Annotated in this window: 15 protein-coding genes; 6 read left to right on the top strand and 9 right to left on the bottom strand. The window is 36.5% G+C overall.

Features of this window, described 5'->3' with window-relative positions; genetic code table 11:
• Positions 1-91 precede the first annotated feature (91 nt).
• Positions 92-1,927: a UbiD family decarboxylase gene (locus ASE92_RS10290; RefSeq protein WP_056850048.1), complete on the bottom strand. Its 1,836-nt coding sequence runs from the start codon at positions 1,925-1,927 to the stop codon at positions 92-94.
• Positions 1,928-2,033: 106 nt separating this feature from the next.
• A complete protein-coding gene (locus ASE92_RS10285; protein WP_056849995.1) occupies positions 2,034-2,513 on the bottom strand; it encodes a Dps family protein in 480 nt (159 codons plus the stop codon).
• A gap of 282 nt (positions 2,514-2,795) precedes the next feature.
• On the opposite strand from ASE92_RS10285, the gene ASE92_RS10280 reads away from it, so the two are divergent.
• Together ASE92_RS10280 and ASE92_RS10275 are read left to right on the top strand one after the other, a co-directional pair.
• The gene (locus tag ASE92_RS10280; RefSeq protein ID WP_056849994.1) at positions 2,796-4,337 is read left to right on the top strand and encodes a LysM peptidoglycan-binding domain-containing protein; all 1,542 of its coding nucleotides are present in this window, start codon (positions 2,796-2,798) and stop codon (positions 4,335-4,337) included.
• Between the two features lie 2 nt (positions 4,338-4,339).
• Entirely contained in the window at positions 4,340-4,984 is a 645-nt protein-coding gene (locus ASE92_RS10275) for a uridine kinase (RefSeq protein WP_056850047.1), read from the top strand.
• A gap of 57 nt (positions 4,985-5,041) precedes the next feature.
• Here the strand turns inward: ASE92_RS10275 and ASE92_RS10270 are convergent, their stop codons facing one another.
• The 4 genes from ASE92_RS10270 to ASE92_RS10255 all read right to left on the bottom strand — a co-directional run bounded on the left by ASE92_RS10270 (position 5,042) and on the right by ASE92_RS10255 (position 9,855).
• Positions 5,042-5,701 carry a CoA transferase subunit B gene (locus ASE92_RS10270; protein WP_056849993.1) on the bottom strand — a complete coding sequence of 220 codons (660 nt, stop codon included), beginning with the start codon at positions 5,699-5,701 and terminating at the stop codon, positions 5,042-5,044.
• A gap of 38 nt (positions 5,702-5,739) precedes the next feature.
• A complete protein-coding gene (locus tag ASE92_RS10265) occupies positions 5,740-6,444 on the bottom strand; it encodes a CoA transferase subunit A (RefSeq protein WP_056849992.1) in 705 nt (234 codons plus the stop codon).
• Positions 6,445-6,917: 473 nt separating this feature from the next.
• Positions 6,918-9,296, bottom strand: a complete 2,379-nt coding sequence (locus ASE92_RS10260; RefSeq protein WP_056849991.1) for an endonuclease MutS2 — start codon at positions 9,294-9,296, stop codon at positions 6,918-6,920.
• Position 9,297: 1 nt separating this feature from the next.
• Positions 9,298-9,855 carry a DUF4296 domain-containing protein gene (locus ASE92_RS10255; RefSeq protein ID WP_082455008.1) on the bottom strand — a complete coding sequence of 186 codons (558 nt, stop codon included), beginning with the start codon at positions 9,853-9,855 and terminating at the stop codon, positions 9,298-9,300.
• A gap of 70 nt (positions 9,856-9,925) precedes the next feature.
• Here ASE92_RS10255 and ASE92_RS10250 point away from each other — a divergent pair, with 70 nt between their 5' ends.
• From ASE92_RS10250 to ASE92_RS10235, 4 genes are read left to right on the top strand one after another with little or no spacing between them, the layout of a single operon-like run.
• Positions 9,926-10,624 (top strand): YggS family pyridoxal phosphate-dependent enzyme, encoded by a 699-nt coding sequence (locus tag ASE92_RS10250; protein ID WP_056849989.1) that lies wholly within the window; start codon positions 9,926-9,928, stop codon positions 10,622-10,624.
• Positions 10,624-11,091, top strand: a complete 468-nt coding sequence (locus ASE92_RS10245; protein WP_056849988.1) for a GNAT family N-acetyltransferase — start codon at positions 10,624-10,626, stop codon at positions 11,089-11,091. The genes ASE92_RS10250 and ASE92_RS10245 overlap by 1 nt, the downstream gene beginning before the upstream one ends.
• A gap of 1 nt (position 11,092) precedes the next feature.
• Positions 11,093-12,373 (top strand): aspartate kinase, encoded by a 1,281-nt coding sequence (locus ASE92_RS10240; protein WP_056849987.1) that lies wholly within the window; start codon positions 11,093-11,095, stop codon positions 12,371-12,373.
• Positions 12,374-12,389: 16 nt separating this feature from the next.
• A complete protein-coding gene (locus tag ASE92_RS10235) occupies positions 12,390-13,574 on the top strand; it encodes a class I SAM-dependent methyltransferase (RefSeq protein WP_056849986.1) in 1,185 nt (394 codons plus the stop codon).
• Positions 13,575-13,637: 63 nt separating this feature from the next.
• Here the strand turns inward: ASE92_RS10235 and ASE92_RS10230 are convergent, their stop codons facing one another.
• The 3 genes from ASE92_RS10230 to ASE92_RS10220 form a co-directional block, all read right to left on the bottom strand.
• A complete protein-coding gene (locus ASE92_RS10230; protein ID WP_056849985.1) occupies positions 13,638-13,835 on the bottom strand; it encodes a cold-shock protein in 198 nt (65 codons plus the stop codon).
• 208 nt (positions 13,836-14,043) lie between these two features.
• Entirely contained in the window at positions 14,044-14,679 is a 636-nt protein-coding gene (locus tag ASE92_RS10225) for a peroxiredoxin (protein ID WP_056849984.1), read from the bottom strand.
• A 158-nt stretch (positions 14,680-14,837) separates the two neighbouring features.
• Positions 14,838-15,938: a S1C family serine protease gene (locus ASE92_RS10220; RefSeq protein ID WP_056849983.1), complete on the bottom strand. Its 1,101-nt coding sequence runs from the start codon at positions 15,936-15,938 to the stop codon at positions 14,838-14,840.
• Positions 15,939-15,942: the final 4 nt, after the last annotated feature.

Here is a 15,942-nt window from a genome sequence, read left to right as displayed (position 1 = left end):
GTATTAATAAAATGATAGCGAAGGCACGCGAAAGTTGAGGTAAAACGCAAAACATGTACCTAAAAATGGGCAAATATTTTCAAATATTCAACTAAATTATTCCATGGAGCGGCATTCCTGTCTTAGCCAAAGCATCAATTTTTTCCTCCACATTTTTGTCTTTAATAAGTTCAGGAGCATGATGAGCCTTTTTCCTTGCATCAATAATCATTGGGCCTTTGCAACCCCAGTGTTTATTGATAGTAAAGTCATTAATACCATAAATATCGGCAGCGGGATTACTTCGGGTAAAAGTAATCCAAACTAGATTATCAATATTTGCTGCTGTAAATTCAGAATCATCGGCTAATACAATTAATGGTAATCCGGAAAGATCCTGATCGATTAAGGTGATGTTTAACAAAGCAATTTCTGCTGCTGTTTTTTCGGCACTGATATATTTGTCGCATTCAATAACTAAAACACCAGGGATAGCAAGATGAGATTGATAGCAACCATCCCCTAACTTTAAGCTTTCAGGCTTTTTATCCCACAAATTTCGTTTCTTCTCCCCCGCTGCCGCAATAACAACCTTCGATCCACTATTTAAACCATCGCCACTGTAATCCAACGTATCGATGGTGGTGTTGGTATAGAAATGGATATCTCTGGTTAAATCTACCCTTTCCAAAATATGAGTAATAAAATCCTGAATGTGATGTGTACTTAATTTTTCATCATCCTCTTTAGCGGCGATGAAAACATATTTAGCTAAACTGAGTTGATTTTTACCCAGGATATGGTTGGCAATAGTCAAAATTTCCTGTGGTCTTCGTTCTTTTAAATATGGCGTATAACGTTCGCTTCCGATTGCAAACAGTAAAGGATGAACACCAGCTGCATCAACAGCATGTACCTCTTTCAATCCATGAATTTCTTGTGGAATGGCCGATCCTGTAATTTCGTGAATTAATGCGCCGAAGCTTGTGTCTTCCTGCGGCGGCCTTCCAACAACTGTGAACGACCAGATGGCATCTTTTTTATGGTATACGTTATGCACCTTCATCAAGGGAAAAGGGTGCGTAAGGCTATAATAACCTAAATGATCGCCGAAAGGGCCTTCTGGCTTGTTTTCATTTGGATAAACAGTTCCCGTGATAATAAAATCGGCATCAGCAGAGATGCAAAATCCTTCATCATCGTAAAAGTAGCGGAATCTTCTATCGCCTAATGCTCCGGCAAAAGTCATTTCTGATAAACCTTCTGGCAATGGCATTACCGCAGCCAGAGGATGAGATGGCGGACCACCCACAAAAATGCTTACCTTAAGTGGTAAACCTGCTTTATTCGCTTTAGATTGGTGAACACCAATGCCCCGGTGAATTTGATAATGGAGACCGATCTCCTTGTCTTGAATATAATCGTTCCCGCCCAATTGAATGCGGTACATCCCTAAATTTGCATTTAAAACTCCAGGCTTATCAATGTCTTCAGTATAAACCTGTGGCATCGTTACAAAAGGCCCTCCATCCATGGGCCAGTTTACAATTTGCGGCAATTTACTGATAGAGGTTTTCAGAAAGTTGTTTTTCGTAGATGGCGTTTTCATAGGCAACGCCGACAATGCCGACATTGCTGATCCAGCATACTTGAAAGGATTTTTCAATGCTTTTATTGGATCATTTCGCAAAGAAACCAATTGCTGCACTTTTGGCAAAGTCTCTCTGAATATGAATTTCGACCGCTCCAAAGTTCCAAACAAATTAGAAACCGCCGGAAAAGGACTACCCTTCACATTCTCAAACAACAAAGCAGGGCCTTGTTTCTCATAAACCCTTAAATGGATGGCGGCCATTTCTAAATGAGGATCTACTTCTTCTTTAATCCTGATTAGATGACCGTGTTTTTCAAGATCGGAAACACATTCTGCTAAACTTTTATATGCCATGCCCAAAGATAAATAAATAGCTATTTTATAACACAAAAAAGCCTCAGATAAACAGATTTGACAATTCATCCATTTAACTGAAGCTTTTAAAACCTACTTCAAAGTATTATTTCTTTCCAGCGAAAGAACGTAACATCCAGGTATTTTTTTCTTTAAACTGCATGAACCGATTTACCATATCATTCGACCCATCATCGCCAGCTTTATCTGTAGCTTCTAATAGTTCTCTTTCAATTTCAATCAACTTAGCCATATCATCCAATAACGCATCAACCATATCTAAATCTTTCATGCCAATGGTGTCGATTTCTTTGATTTCAGATTCACTGATATAATCTGCAAAACGACTATGCGGTGGTTTACCTAAAGTTAAAACACGCTCAGCAATTTCATCGATGGTAAGTTGTGCATTGGTATATAATTCTTCAAACTTAACATGAAGGGTAAAAAAATTCTGACCTTTTATATTCCAGTGACAACCTCTTAATTTCTGATAATGAATATGATAATTTGCCAAATAATCGTTCAAAAGATCAACCACTGGTTTTACTTCTTTTTCATTTAAGCTTATTTCTTTAGCGTCCATTTTATTAATTTTTATGTGATATTAATGTGTACGTAACAACCCAGATTTATAAATGTTTTAATCTAAATTCTCATCTGTACAATACCTTATTTATTAGTTCGTTTATTAATCAACACGAAGCCAATTGTTTTTTTTCACAAGATATTGTGAATGAATATTATGACCATTTTTTTGAAATAAAGTTATCTTATTTTTACTCAAAAACGGGTTAATTAACTCCACAGGGTTAAATATTTTATTCGTATAATTGCTTCCTTTGACTAAGAAATTTATAGAAAATAAATGCACAAAATATACTTATCTGCTTTTGTTCTATTTGCTCTAAATATCGCAAATGCTAAAGCAAACACACTTAGAGACTCTATCGGCGTTGAAAATAATAACGGAAAGAAACTTATCGTTCATCAAATTGTAGCAAAAGACACGTATTATTCTGTTGGAAGAAGATATAACGTTTCGCCAAAAGATATTATGAGCTACAACGAGAACAAATACCTTCAAGTTGGGGTCATTATAAAAGTTCCAACCAATATTCCCTGGGGAACAACAAGCAGCACGGCCCCTGTTTCTTCAGGCAAAGATGGCGGTATCATTGAGCATACTGTTAAAGCAAAAGAAAATTTAAATATGCTCGCCGAAAAGTATGGAACAACTATTAATGAAATTAAAAAGCTGAACAACCTTACCGGAAATAATTTAAGTATTGGGCAGGTTTTAAAGATCGCTACCAAAAACAATACAGATGTTCCTCCTACGAGCGAGCCAGTAAAACCAGCAAAAACCACGGTAACCACTCCTGCTATTGAAAATACTGTTGCAGAGCAAACCATGATTGAGCATACGGTAGCGCCTAAAGAGTTTCTTGGGAAAATAGCAGAAAAATACGGAACCACCGTAGAAGAAGTTAAAAAGGCAAATAATTTATTAAACAATAATCTCAGAATTGGTCAGAAATTAAAGATTCCGGCTACAAAAAATGTTGATGAAAATAAAGTAATCAGCACTGCAGAACCAACTCCAACCGAAGTTGCCAAAACGCCAACCGACGCGGCCAACACTTCAGATGCTGCAACTACCCATACGGTTTTGCGTAACGAAACTATCTTTACGGTTGCAAAGCAATATGGTATTACTGCTTACCAATTAAGGAAATTAAATAATTTGCCAGATAACGCGATTACGATTGGGCAAGTTTTAAAAGTGCCCGGAGGAGTAGTTGCTGAAGTAGAAGTACCGAAAGAAAAACAAGCTGAACCGGTAAAAACGTCGTCTGCTTCACCTTCAAAAGAAGAAAGTTTTATTCATACTGTAGCAGCTGGAGAAAATATTTTCAGCATTGCGAAGAAATATAATTTAACGGCTTATCAAATCAGAACAGCTAACAAACTGGATGATAACGCCATTAAAGTAGATCAGAAATTAATTATTCCCAAGCCACCTCAACCAAAATCTGTAAATGAGGCATCTAAAGAAGAGCAGGAAAGTGAACCAGATAGCACAATGGTTAAAGATCCAAAACTCCGTCGCGACCCAAGCGTTTATGGCCTAAGCCAAATCGAGGAAAAAGGTGCAGCTGTTTGGATTGCTGACGCAGATTTAGACGGCTCAAAAATGTTAGTTTTGCACCGTACAGCACCAGTAGGCAGAGTTATAAAAATCACAAACCCAATGACTAACAAAACAACATTCGCAAAGGTTGTTGGTAAATTTACAGAGAACGAATCCACAAAAGATGTTATCATTGTAATGACTAAAGCAGTAGCCGATTCATTAGGTGCTTTAGACAAACGTTTTTTCTGCAATCTAACATATAGTGCTCAATGAGTTTGAATAAAAAACCTTTTATAATCGGTATTGCCGGTGGAAGTGGATCGGGTAAAACATTTTTCTTAAACTGCTTTTTACATCATTTTAAGCAAGATGAAGTAACTTTGGTATCCCAGGATGATTATTACATTCCTGCAGGCGATATGACCCAGGAAGAGAATAAATTGTACAATTTTGATCTTCCATCAACCATTGATAGTGAACAGTTTTTAAGGGATATAAAACAACTTACAAGCGGAGAGGTTGTCTATAAAAAGGAATATAATTTCAATAATCCCCTTGCTGTAGTTAAAATTTTAGAGATTAAATCAGCACCTATAATCATTGTTGAAGGCCTTTTTATTTTGCATTTCAAAGAAATTGCAGCCTTGCTAGATCATACCATTTTCGTTGATGCTGATGAACAAGTTGCGTTAGATCGCCGGATAAAAAGAGATGGCCTGGAACGTGGATACCCAGAGGATGACGTACTTTACAAGTGGCATAACCATGTGGTGCCTGCCTACAAGGAATATTTATTGCCTTACAGAGAGCAATGCAATAAGGTGATTATGAATAACACCAATGAGCCTGATGAAATCATCGCCATAACTGAAGATATTTCGAATGACTTAAGGAACAGTATTCTGGTTGATATAAATTAAAATAATAGATGTAAACAAAAAGGGGTCAAGCTTTAAAAACTTGACCCCATTTTTGTTTTAATCCAATCGCATTTCCGGAATATCGCCTTCAGCAATTAATCTTCCTGCTGTAGATTGTTTAATAAAATCAACGCTCACTCCTGGTGCTCGTTCTAAAAGTTTGAAACCTCCTTCTGGCAGAATATCTAAAACAGCTAATTCAGTGACAATTTTTTTAATACACTTTACCCCAGTCAACGGAAGCGTACATTTGGATAGCAACTTGCTCTCTCCTGCTTTATTTACATGTTGCATGGCTACAATGATATTTTTTGCTGATGCCACTAAATCCATTGCACCACCCATTCCTTTAACCATTTTACCAGGAATTTTCCAATTGGCGATATCACCACTCTCTGAAACTTCCATTGCTCCTAAAATGGTTAAATCAACCTTTTGCGCCCTGATCATTCCAAAGCTCATTGCCGAATCGAAAATTGAGGAGCCTGGTAAAGTAGTGATGGTTTGCTTACCCGCATTAATTAAATCGGCATCTTCTTCGCCTTCAAATGGAAATGGTCCCATTCCGAGCAGTCCATTTTCGGATTGCAATACAACATTTATTCCGTTTGGAATATAATTGGCCACCAAGGTTGGGATACCAATGCCAAGGTTAACATAGTAACCATCTTTTATTTCTTGCGCTATACGTTGCGCTATTTCTTCTTTAGTAAACATAGATATTTGATGTGATATTGAGGGATAGACTAACGACTTCAGACTCCGGACTTCCTAACCGTTCTTTGCTCAATTCTTTTCTCGTAATCTTTACCTTGAAAAATTCTATGAACATAAATTCCCGGTGTATGGATATAATCGGGATCCAGTTCACCTGCCTCAACCAATTCTTCAACCTCTGCGATGGTTATCTTTCCAGCCATTGCCATTACTGGATTAAAGTTTCTGCTGGTCGATCTAAAAATCAAATTCCCAGCGGTATCGCCCTTCCAAGCTTTTACAATTGCAAAATCAGCGTCGAACGCATATTCCATCAAATAATCTTTACCATTAAAATTTCTGATTTCTTTTCCTTCTGCAACTTCTGTTCCTACTCCTGCTGGTGTAAAAATAGCCGGCATACCATAACCAGCTGCTAAACATCGTGTTGCTAAAGTTCCTTGCGGAATCAAATCGACCTCTAATTCGCCACTTAGTAATTGCCGTTCGAACTCTGCATTTTCGCCGACATAAGAAGAGATCATTTTTTTAACCTGACGCTGTTTTAACATCAATCCGATGCCAAAGTCGTCAACCCCAGCATTATTCGAAATACAGGTTAAATTCTTTACGCCTTTTTCTACTAAAGCATTTATACAATTCTCAGGAATTCCGCAAAGTCCAAAACCACCAAGCATTAAGGTTGCGCCATCTGATATATCATCAATCGCCTCTTTAGCGCCTGATACCACTTTATTAATCATTATATGAATTTTTGGTTAGTTCGCTAATTTACAAATTGCGACTACAAACCCAGCATGAAATCAGTTTAAATCTTCTACGAATAACTTTTAATTGGAATTGATCTAAACAAGCATTACCTTTGTACTGCAATGATTTACGAGAGAGAAGAAAACAATTTTATCCTACCTACCGATCCTGAGTTTCAAAAGGGAATGGGTTTCATTTTAAGCTGCACTGCGGAACATAAGAAATGCTGTGAGAAGTTTAAAAAAGGTAAACGCTGTAAGAAATGTCCTGGGAATAAAAAGTAATAATTTTTCATTCCATCATTTACAAAGCTTAACTTAACAATCCTTCCAGCAATTCACATTAATGTGAGCATACCAAAAACATTAGCCATGAAGAATCGCAAAATGTTTTCGTAATGACGGCAAGAGAGTGGTATTAAAACTTCGAAAGCTATCTTCTTAAAATAAAAAATTAAAGAGAAACCTTAATTCAGATAAACATAGGTTATCCCATCACCGCCTCTATCTGCGTGTTCGTCTTCCATCCTATTGACCTGACTATATTTCCTCAAATACTCCCGAATCATTCTCCTCAATATTCCATCGCCTTTACCATGAATAAGTTTTATAGATGGAAAGCCTAACATAATCGCTTTATCTAAATATTTCTCTACTTCAAATAAAGCGTCTTCCGTTCTTTTGCCACGAAGATCTAATTCAGCTCTAAAGCCCGACACAGCATCATTCATTCTCCCCGCAAACGAACTGGCACTGCTTTGAATCACTTTTTTCGCTTCCTTATTGCTGATCTTTTGAACACGATTTTTTTTCACGTTCGAGCGTAAATCGCCGATAGCCAAAACCAGTTCGTTTCTGTTAATTTCCAGCACTTGCCCGGTTGTTTCGCTGTCCGTAAATTTTACCCAATCTCCAACAACTATTTCGCCACCAACTATTACTTGAACAGGTTTTGGCTTTTCTTTTGGAATGGTGTTCTTAACTAACTCCTGATGTAAATTTTGCCTTAGTTGTTTGGTTACTTCTTTATCAGCCTGCTTTTCTTTAATTTCAGCAATCGTATTTTCTACCAGTTTATTGGCATTTTTAATAATGTTTTGTGCCTCTTGTTTTGCTTCTTTGATTAAAACCCTTCTGTTTTCATCCAAAAACGCTCTTAATTTTTCGTTTTCAGCAACCAAATTTTTAGCCTTATTTTGTTGATTGGCCAGGCTCACTTTTGCATCGTAAATTGTTTTCTTTTCTCGCTCTAAATCTACTAACATGGTATCGACGCGATTTTGATTCGAACCAGTTTTTTCCCTGGCAAGCTGAATCACTTCTTTAGGCAAACCGATGTTTTGAGCAATTTCAAACGCGTAAGAACTTCCGGGTTTACCCATTTCTAAAATGTATAAAGGTTTCATTTTAGCGTTATCGAAAAGCATCGACGCATTTTCTAAACCAGGCGTGTTGCCAGCAAAAAGTTTCAAATTGGAATAATGTGTGGTAATTACGCCACGCACTTTTTTATTGTTGAGTACTTCCAATACTGCCTCGGCCATCGGACCTCCAAATTGTGGATCAGTACCCGTACCAAACTCATCAATCAAAACCATCGTTTTTGGCGAAGCATGCTCAACGAAATAACGCATTTTCTTTAAGTGGGCGCTGTAAGTACTTAAATCACTTTCTATCGATTGATCATCACCAATATCAGCAAATATATTTTCAAAAATACCCACTTCACTATTCGCATCGACCGGGATTAGTAAGCCCGTTTGCAACATAATCTGGAGTAAACCAACGGTTTTCATGCAAACAGATTTACCTCCAGCATTTGGACCGGAAACTAAAACTACACGTGTTTCAGCATCAATATGGATATTTAATGGCGTTACTGTCTTCTTTTCGGCTGCGAAAGAAATAGATAACAGCGGGTGCCTTGCATTTATTAATTTGGTTTTTGGTTCTTTTAGTAAACCAGGCATTTCCGCTTCAATATCCAAAGCAAACAAAGCCTTCGCCCTAACAAAATCAAGTTTGGTTAAAAAACCATGATAGGAAAGCAATAGTGGCGAATAAGGGCGTAATTCATCAGTCAATGAAATCAGAATTTTGATAATTTCTCTGCGCTTATCAAATTCTAAATCACGAAGTTTATTGTTAAGGGTAAAAACTTCTTCTGGCTCTATATAAACAGTTTGACCAGTAGCCGACTCATCATGAATAAATCCTTTAAGCTTTCTTTTATTTTCGGCTAAAACAGGAATACACATTCTACCATCGCGAATGGTCAAGCTACCATCTGCTACCCAATTATTTGCAATAGCTTGTTTGTAAATGGAGTCCATCCGCTTGCGAACATCTTGCTCGGCTTTAGCTATAGCAGAAGTGATTTCTTGCAATTCTTTAGATGCATTTGGTTTGATTTTACCTTTCGCATCAATAATTGTCTCTATCTTTCGAAGGATATCTTTCTCGATCGGCAAATGTTCAAATAAGGCCTCGAGTGTCGGATACACTTCTGCTCTTTCTTCAAAAAAACGCAAAACAGAAAAAACGGTCTGCAGGGAAGTATAAACCTGAAACCACTCATCTTCCAAAAGGTAAGTACCTTCCACTCTAATCTTTTCGACTAGCGATTTGATATCAAAAAAAGTATTGATTTGTAGCGGTTCCTGATTTTGCAGGATGCTTTTAAATTCGTTGGTTTGGCGTAAAAATTTATCGATCTGGTCAAAACGACTCATCACCTGCATCTTTTGCACCATTGCCTGACCCATTGGGCTTAAGCAATGTTTGCTAATCAGCTGTCTTATCTCTACAAATCCTAAACGTTCTAAACAATTATCAGGGTATAACATATTATTGTACTGCAGTGGGCACTAGTTGCAATGCTCCACTAAAATTTCTTTTTGTATTTAATACCGAATCAGCCTTGGCTTTCTTCTTTTTAATTTGGTTTTCTGCTGCCGCTTTCGATACAGAATCAGGTTTCATCTTTTTTCTGATGGCCAGAGAATCAGCTTTGAAGGCTTTAGTAATTTTAACAGAATCTTTAACAAAGGCTTTTCGTAGCATTAACGAGTCTGCTTTTTTTAAGCTTACTTTTTGATTCTCCAATTTTTTGGAAATCGCTTTATAGATCTCCTGTAATTGATCTGGGTTGCTGTTGTAATAATTTAAGCTTTTTGTATATTGAACAGAATCCGTATTGTACTTTTTATAAATGCCGTTATAGTAAGCTGCACCAACTCTTCTTGCCGAATCTTGTATGTAAATGGTCGATAGATAGCCATCTACCAAATGTACATCATACAATATCTGCTCCATCTTTTCTCTATCAATAATGCCCTCTGGCGCTTTTGGCTTGCAACCGAACATAAAAAACAGGACTACTAAAACCCAGACTAATCTCCTCATTATTAATTAAACATTATTTTTTTGCCCAAATTGCAGCAAGGTTGTTAATTTTACCCAAAAATAGTTATAAATGAGCATAGCTGATAATCTTAAACAATATAAAAGCGAAGTAGAGTCTGTCGGAGTTAAGCTGATTGCTGTTTCAAAAACACAAACAGTGGAAGTTGTCCAAGAGGCTTACAATGCCGGACAACGTATTTTTGGCGAAAACCATGTACAGGAAATGGTGGAAAAGGAAGAAAAGCTTCCAAAGGATATTGAATGGCATTTAATTGGTCATCTTCAAACCAATAAGGTGAAATATATTGCACCCTTTGTAAAGATGATACACGGTGTCGACAGTCTTAAACTTCTTCAGGAAATTAATAAGCAAGCTTTGAAGAACAAACGAGTAATTGATTGTTTATTACAAGTTTACATTGCTGATGAAGATACTAAATTTGGCTTGGGCTATGATGAAGTGATTGAACTATTAAGGTCTGATGAATATCAGCAGCTTAAAAATATTCGCATAGTTGGTTTGATGGGTATTGCTACAAACACCAAAAATGAAAAACAGATCACGATCGAATTTCATGAACTTAGAGTCTTTTTTGATGGCGTTAAGGCTAGTTTTTTTCCGAACGAAGCTTCTTTTAAGGAGATCTCAACAGGCATGAGCGCTGACTACAAAATTGCCATAGAAGAAGGGAGTACAATGGTTCGTATAGGAAGCAGTATTTTCGGTAAGAGAATAATCAAGCATTTTAAAAATATATCGCCAAACTAATGAACTTAAATATTAGAATAGCCAAAGCAGATGATTGCCCAAGGATTTTGGAATTGATCCATGAACTGGCTGTATATGAAAAAGCTCCCGAAGAGGTAACCGTAGATATTAATCACTTTATCGATGCTGGTTTTGGAGAAAATCCTGTTTGGAAAGCTTTCGTTGCAGAAGTAGATACGGAAATTGTAGGTTTCGCCTTATTTTACACGAGATACTCTACCTGGAAAGGTTGTAGATTATACTTAGAAGATTTTATCGTAACAGAAGAAATGCGTGGCAAAGGTATAGGTAAAGTACTTTTTGAAAAGGTGATTGAAGAAGCCAAAAGTGAAAAATATACCGGAATGGTTTGGCAGGTATTGGATTGGAATGAGCCGGCAATAAATTTTTACAATAAATATACAGCACATTTAGAAAGTGGCTGGTTAAATGCAGCACTTTCTAAAGAACAAGTAAAGGCACTTTAATATGGATATTTTTAAGTTTGGGGGTGCATCGGTTAGGGATGCGGCAGGGGTAAGAAATTTAGCCACTATTGTTCATGATTATAGAAAAGGAAACCTTGTGATTGTGGTTTCCGCAATGGGAAAAATCACTAATCAATTGGAAGATTTAACCAAAGCCTATTTATCACAGGGTGACGAAACACATGCTATTTTCGATGAGATAAAAAATTTTCACTTTCAGATAATAGAAGCGCTTTTTGAAGGCAGAGCAAATCCGGTTTATAATGACGTAGCAAATTCTTTCGTAGAAATTGATTGGTTGATTGAAGACGAACCCGATAATGACGTCGACTATATTTACGATCAGATTGTTTCCATTGGCGAGGTAGTTTCAACTAAAATTGTAGCGGCATGGCTGAATGAAACCGGGAATAAATCACTTTGGGTTGACGCCAGAAATTACATCCAAACCGACAACACCTATCGGGAAGGGAAAGTAGATTGGCTAAAAACAAATCAAATTATTCAGCGTGACCTGGTGCCGATATTAGCAGAGAACATTGTGGTTACCCAAGGTTTTATCGGTGGAACAAGCGAAAATTATACGACCACGCTAGGTAGGGAAGGCTCTGATTATTCTGCTGCAATTTTTGCATCCTGCCTTGATGCCGCTGCACTAACCATTTGGAAAGATGTACCCGGGGTTTTGAATGCTGACCCTAAATGGTTCGATGAGACAGAGAAAATTCCGCAATTATCTTATCATGATGCGATTGAACTGACTTATTATGGCGCAACTGTTATTCATCCGAAAACCATTAAACCATTACAAAATAAAGGGATTCCTTTATTGGTTAAATCATTTATTCAGCCAGAAGGATCAGGTACTGCGATTACGGGCGAGAACAATCCCCTACCCATCCCCTCTTTTATCTTCAAAGTAAATCAGGCGTTAATTTCTATCTTTCCGAAAGACTATTCATTTATTATTGAAGAAAATTTGAGCAACATTTTCGAACTCTTTCACAAGCATAAAATCAAAATCAACACCATGCTGAATTCCGCCATTAGCTTTTCTGTTAGTGTTGATGATCATCCGGCCCAGATTGAAAAACTGATTAAAGACCTATCAGCAGAATTTACGGTAAAATATAATAAAGGCCTGGAATTAGTTACCATTAGATATTACAATCAAAATACGATTGATCGGGTTACGGTTGATAAAGATATTTTATTAGAGGTTAAAAGCCGTCATACCTGCCAAATGGTAATGAGGGGTAAAGGTAAATTTGCCTCAAATTAAGTGATACTTAAAAAGGATGAACAAAAATATTTTAGATGATGCAACTCAAAAATACATCGATGCAAACCTTGATGCTGATGTAAATAAAATTGTTTTGTCTAAAAGTAGTTTTGAAAAAGTTTCTTCCGTTGAACTGGCTCAACAGATTAGTGCAAAGAAAAAAGCACAAAAGAAATTGATTACCTGGTACAACACACCAAAAATCTATTATCCAGCGCCACTCTCGATTGAGCAAACCTCATCAGAAGTTACCGCCAAATACAAAGCAAAACTTGCAAAAGGCAATACTTTGATCGATATAACTGGCGGTTTTGGCGTAGATGCGTATTACTTTGCGCATGAAATCAAAGAGGTAACGCATGTTGAATACAATGACGATCTATCGCAGCTTGCTGAATATAATGCATCGATTTTAAATGTCAAAAACATCGGTTTTTTTGCTGGCGATGGAATCGAATACTTGAGAACAACGCCAAAAAGTTTCGATACCATTTATGTAGATCCAGCAAGAAGAGTTGATAGCGGCAAAGTTTTCATGCTGAAAGATTGTACACCAGACGTAGTTAGCAATCTTGATTTATTGTTATCGAAATCATCAAGGATTATCATTAAAACCGCTCCGCTACTAGACATTTCAGCAGGTTTATCAGAATTAAAAAACATAAGTGAAATACATATTGTAAGTGTAAAAAACGAGTGTAAGGAATTGCTTTGGGTTATCGACAGCAACTCGGATAAAGAAGTAAAAATTCATGCTGTTACCATAAACGATACTGAAAAAACCTTTTCTTTTCTACAACATGAATCAAATATCTCCACCACTTTTATCGAAAGTGTTTTACCACAAGATTATTTATATGAGCCGGATGCAGCATTACTTAAATCAGGTGCCTTTAATCTGATAGGAGAAAGATTTGGTTTAAGGAAACTTCATCCGCAAACACAACTCTATACCTCCGCAAAACTAAACACCGATTTTCCTGGAAGAATATTTATGATAAATGAAATTTTATCAGCCAAAGATTTGAAAAAAGGCTCAGCTTTAATTGGAAATATTATCGTAAGAAACTACCCTGCAAAACCAGAAGATTTAGCTAAAAAGTATAAAATAAAAGCGGGGAAAGATGAGTTCCTTATTTTCACCAAAGATATTTCAGGGAATAACATTATCCTAGAATCAACTATTCTTCAATATTACTAAAACGCAAAAAGCCTCTCCATAGAAAGGCCTAATGTGAGGATGATTAAGTTTATATATGTTCGCTTAAATCTTTTTAACGTTTACTGCTTGTAAACCTTTTCTGCCTTCAGCTACTTCAAATTCTACTGTGTCATTCTCTTTGATGCTTTCAATTCCGCCCAAAACATCTTTAAAATGGACAAATAAATCCTTGTTGTCTTCTTGAACAATAAATCCAAAGCCTTTTTGCGTATTGAACCACTTAACTTTTCCGGTTGCCATAAAAAATAAAAAATTGTATAAAAAAATAAACCCTTATGCTTTGATTCACCTCTTAATTAATCATTTTTTATCAAATAAATAAGCAAACAACCAGATTAAGCGCCAATTCCGAAACAAAACTATCAAATATAATAATTTGCAACCTTAAAACAACCTAACTGGCGCAACTCAACAAAAATGTTGCGAACAAAATCACTGATTCACGAAATTACTTGTTAGGCTGAGGTGTTGTACGCAAATATGGCTTAATCACCTGGTGTCCTTTCGGAAATTTTGCAGGTATATCTTCTGTTTTTATACTGTTTACCACAATTACATCTTCGCCATCTTTCCAATCGGCTGGTGTTGCCACACTATATTTTGCAGTTAGTTGAAGGGAATCGATTACCCTCAACACCTCGTTAAAATTCCTACCTGTCGAGGCTGGATAAGTAATGATCAGCTTGACTTTTTTATCAGGGCTAATGATAAAGAGAGAACGAACGGTTAAAGTTTCTGATGCATTGGGATGAATCATGTCATACAAATTAGCAACAACTCTATCAGGGTCAGCAATAATTGGAAATTCAACAGAGGTGTTCTGCGTTTCATTAATATCACTAATCCAACCTTTGTGTGATTCAGCAGTATCTACACTAATAGCCAAGACTTTTACATTACGCTTTTCAAATTCATCTTTCAGTGCAGCTGTGCGCCCAAGTTCAGTAGTGCAAACGGGTGTGTAATCTGCCGGGTGAGAAAACAAAACACCCCAGCTATCGCCCAGGTAATCGTAAAAATCTATTTCGCCAATGGAAGTATTTGCTTGAAAATTTGGTGCGGTATCGCCTAATCTTATACTCATAATATTCTTATTTTATAGTTGATTTAAACAAATCTAAACATTACTATACTAAATACATAGGCTTTGTATTATTTTAATACACTGAAATTATAATTGCAACAAAAAACCCTGAAGAGGTTAATCAACAGGGTTTCAAGAATATTAATTTGTTTGGGTAATTAATTATAAACTTTAATCATGAATACATAATCTTGCAATTTTTCAATTTGCTTCGTACGTTTTAAACCAGAAAGCAAACTCTTTTTACTACTTGCTGATAGTTTATTTGTGCCTAAAGAATCTTGAGGAATTGCTCTCATCGCTTCTAAGATATATTTTGATTTGATAGCAAAAGCTGCGCCCTCTGTTTGATCGGGTTTTCCACTGATAATACCAACCAAGTTGCCATTATTATCAAGCAGCGGTCCGCCACTGTTACCTGGATTCACAGGGATAGATACCTGATATTGCGTAGTATCACCAATAAATCCATTTTTCGAACTTACATATCCCTCACCTAAAACAGCATCATCCTTCGGATAGCCTAATGTATAAACCGTTTCGCCAATACTACTTGTTGTTTTTTTAATCGAATATGGAATAGAAGAAAGATGGCTAAAGTTTTTATCGCTGATTTTTAGAATAGCTATATCATTTTGCGAATCGGTGTAAATTGATTTCACTTTGAAAGATTCGCCTTTATTGTTTTGAACATATAAAGAATCTGCGCCGTTGATTACATGAAGATTTGTTAAAATGTAACCATTTGTAGATATGGCAAACCCAGTACCACCAAAGCTATTTTGTACAGCAGGTTTACCAGTTGTATTGGTGGTATTATTAATTTTTCTGATTAAATTATTTTGCGTTTTAATGGCTTTATTAACCTGATTACTCAATAAAACAAGTTGTTCTTTCTGTTTCGAGTTATGCTGAATAGAATAAACTGAAACCAGCGACAATACTAAAAACGAAGCGGCTACAGCAATGGCAGATTTATGTTTTCTCCATAATTGAACCACTTTTGATGGATGAGGCCTTAAAGCCGAAGCCAAGCCTTCTACATCGATCTCACTATGAATGGTATTCAACTGATCTTTTAAGCGTGATTGCGCAGCAAACACCTCCATCGATTCTAAAAAGAATTTATGTGAAACCACCTTATGATCAACTGCTGCATCATTACGGCGCAAAGTTTCAAAGGCTTCTGTTTCCTGTGGATTAAGTTTACCTAAAAGATAATCTTCAATAATTGCATCTAACTCCAAATCGTTTCTCATTTCA

Origin of the sequence: Pedobacter sp. Leaf41 (genome assembly GCF_001422545.1) — a bacterium.
Classification (GTDB): domain Bacteria; phylum Bacteroidota; class Bacteroidia; order Sphingobacteriales; family Sphingobacteriaceae; genus Pedobacter.
The sequence above is the reverse complement of the archived record's forward strand: the minus strand, read 5'-3'. Positions and strand labels throughout refer to the sequence as shown.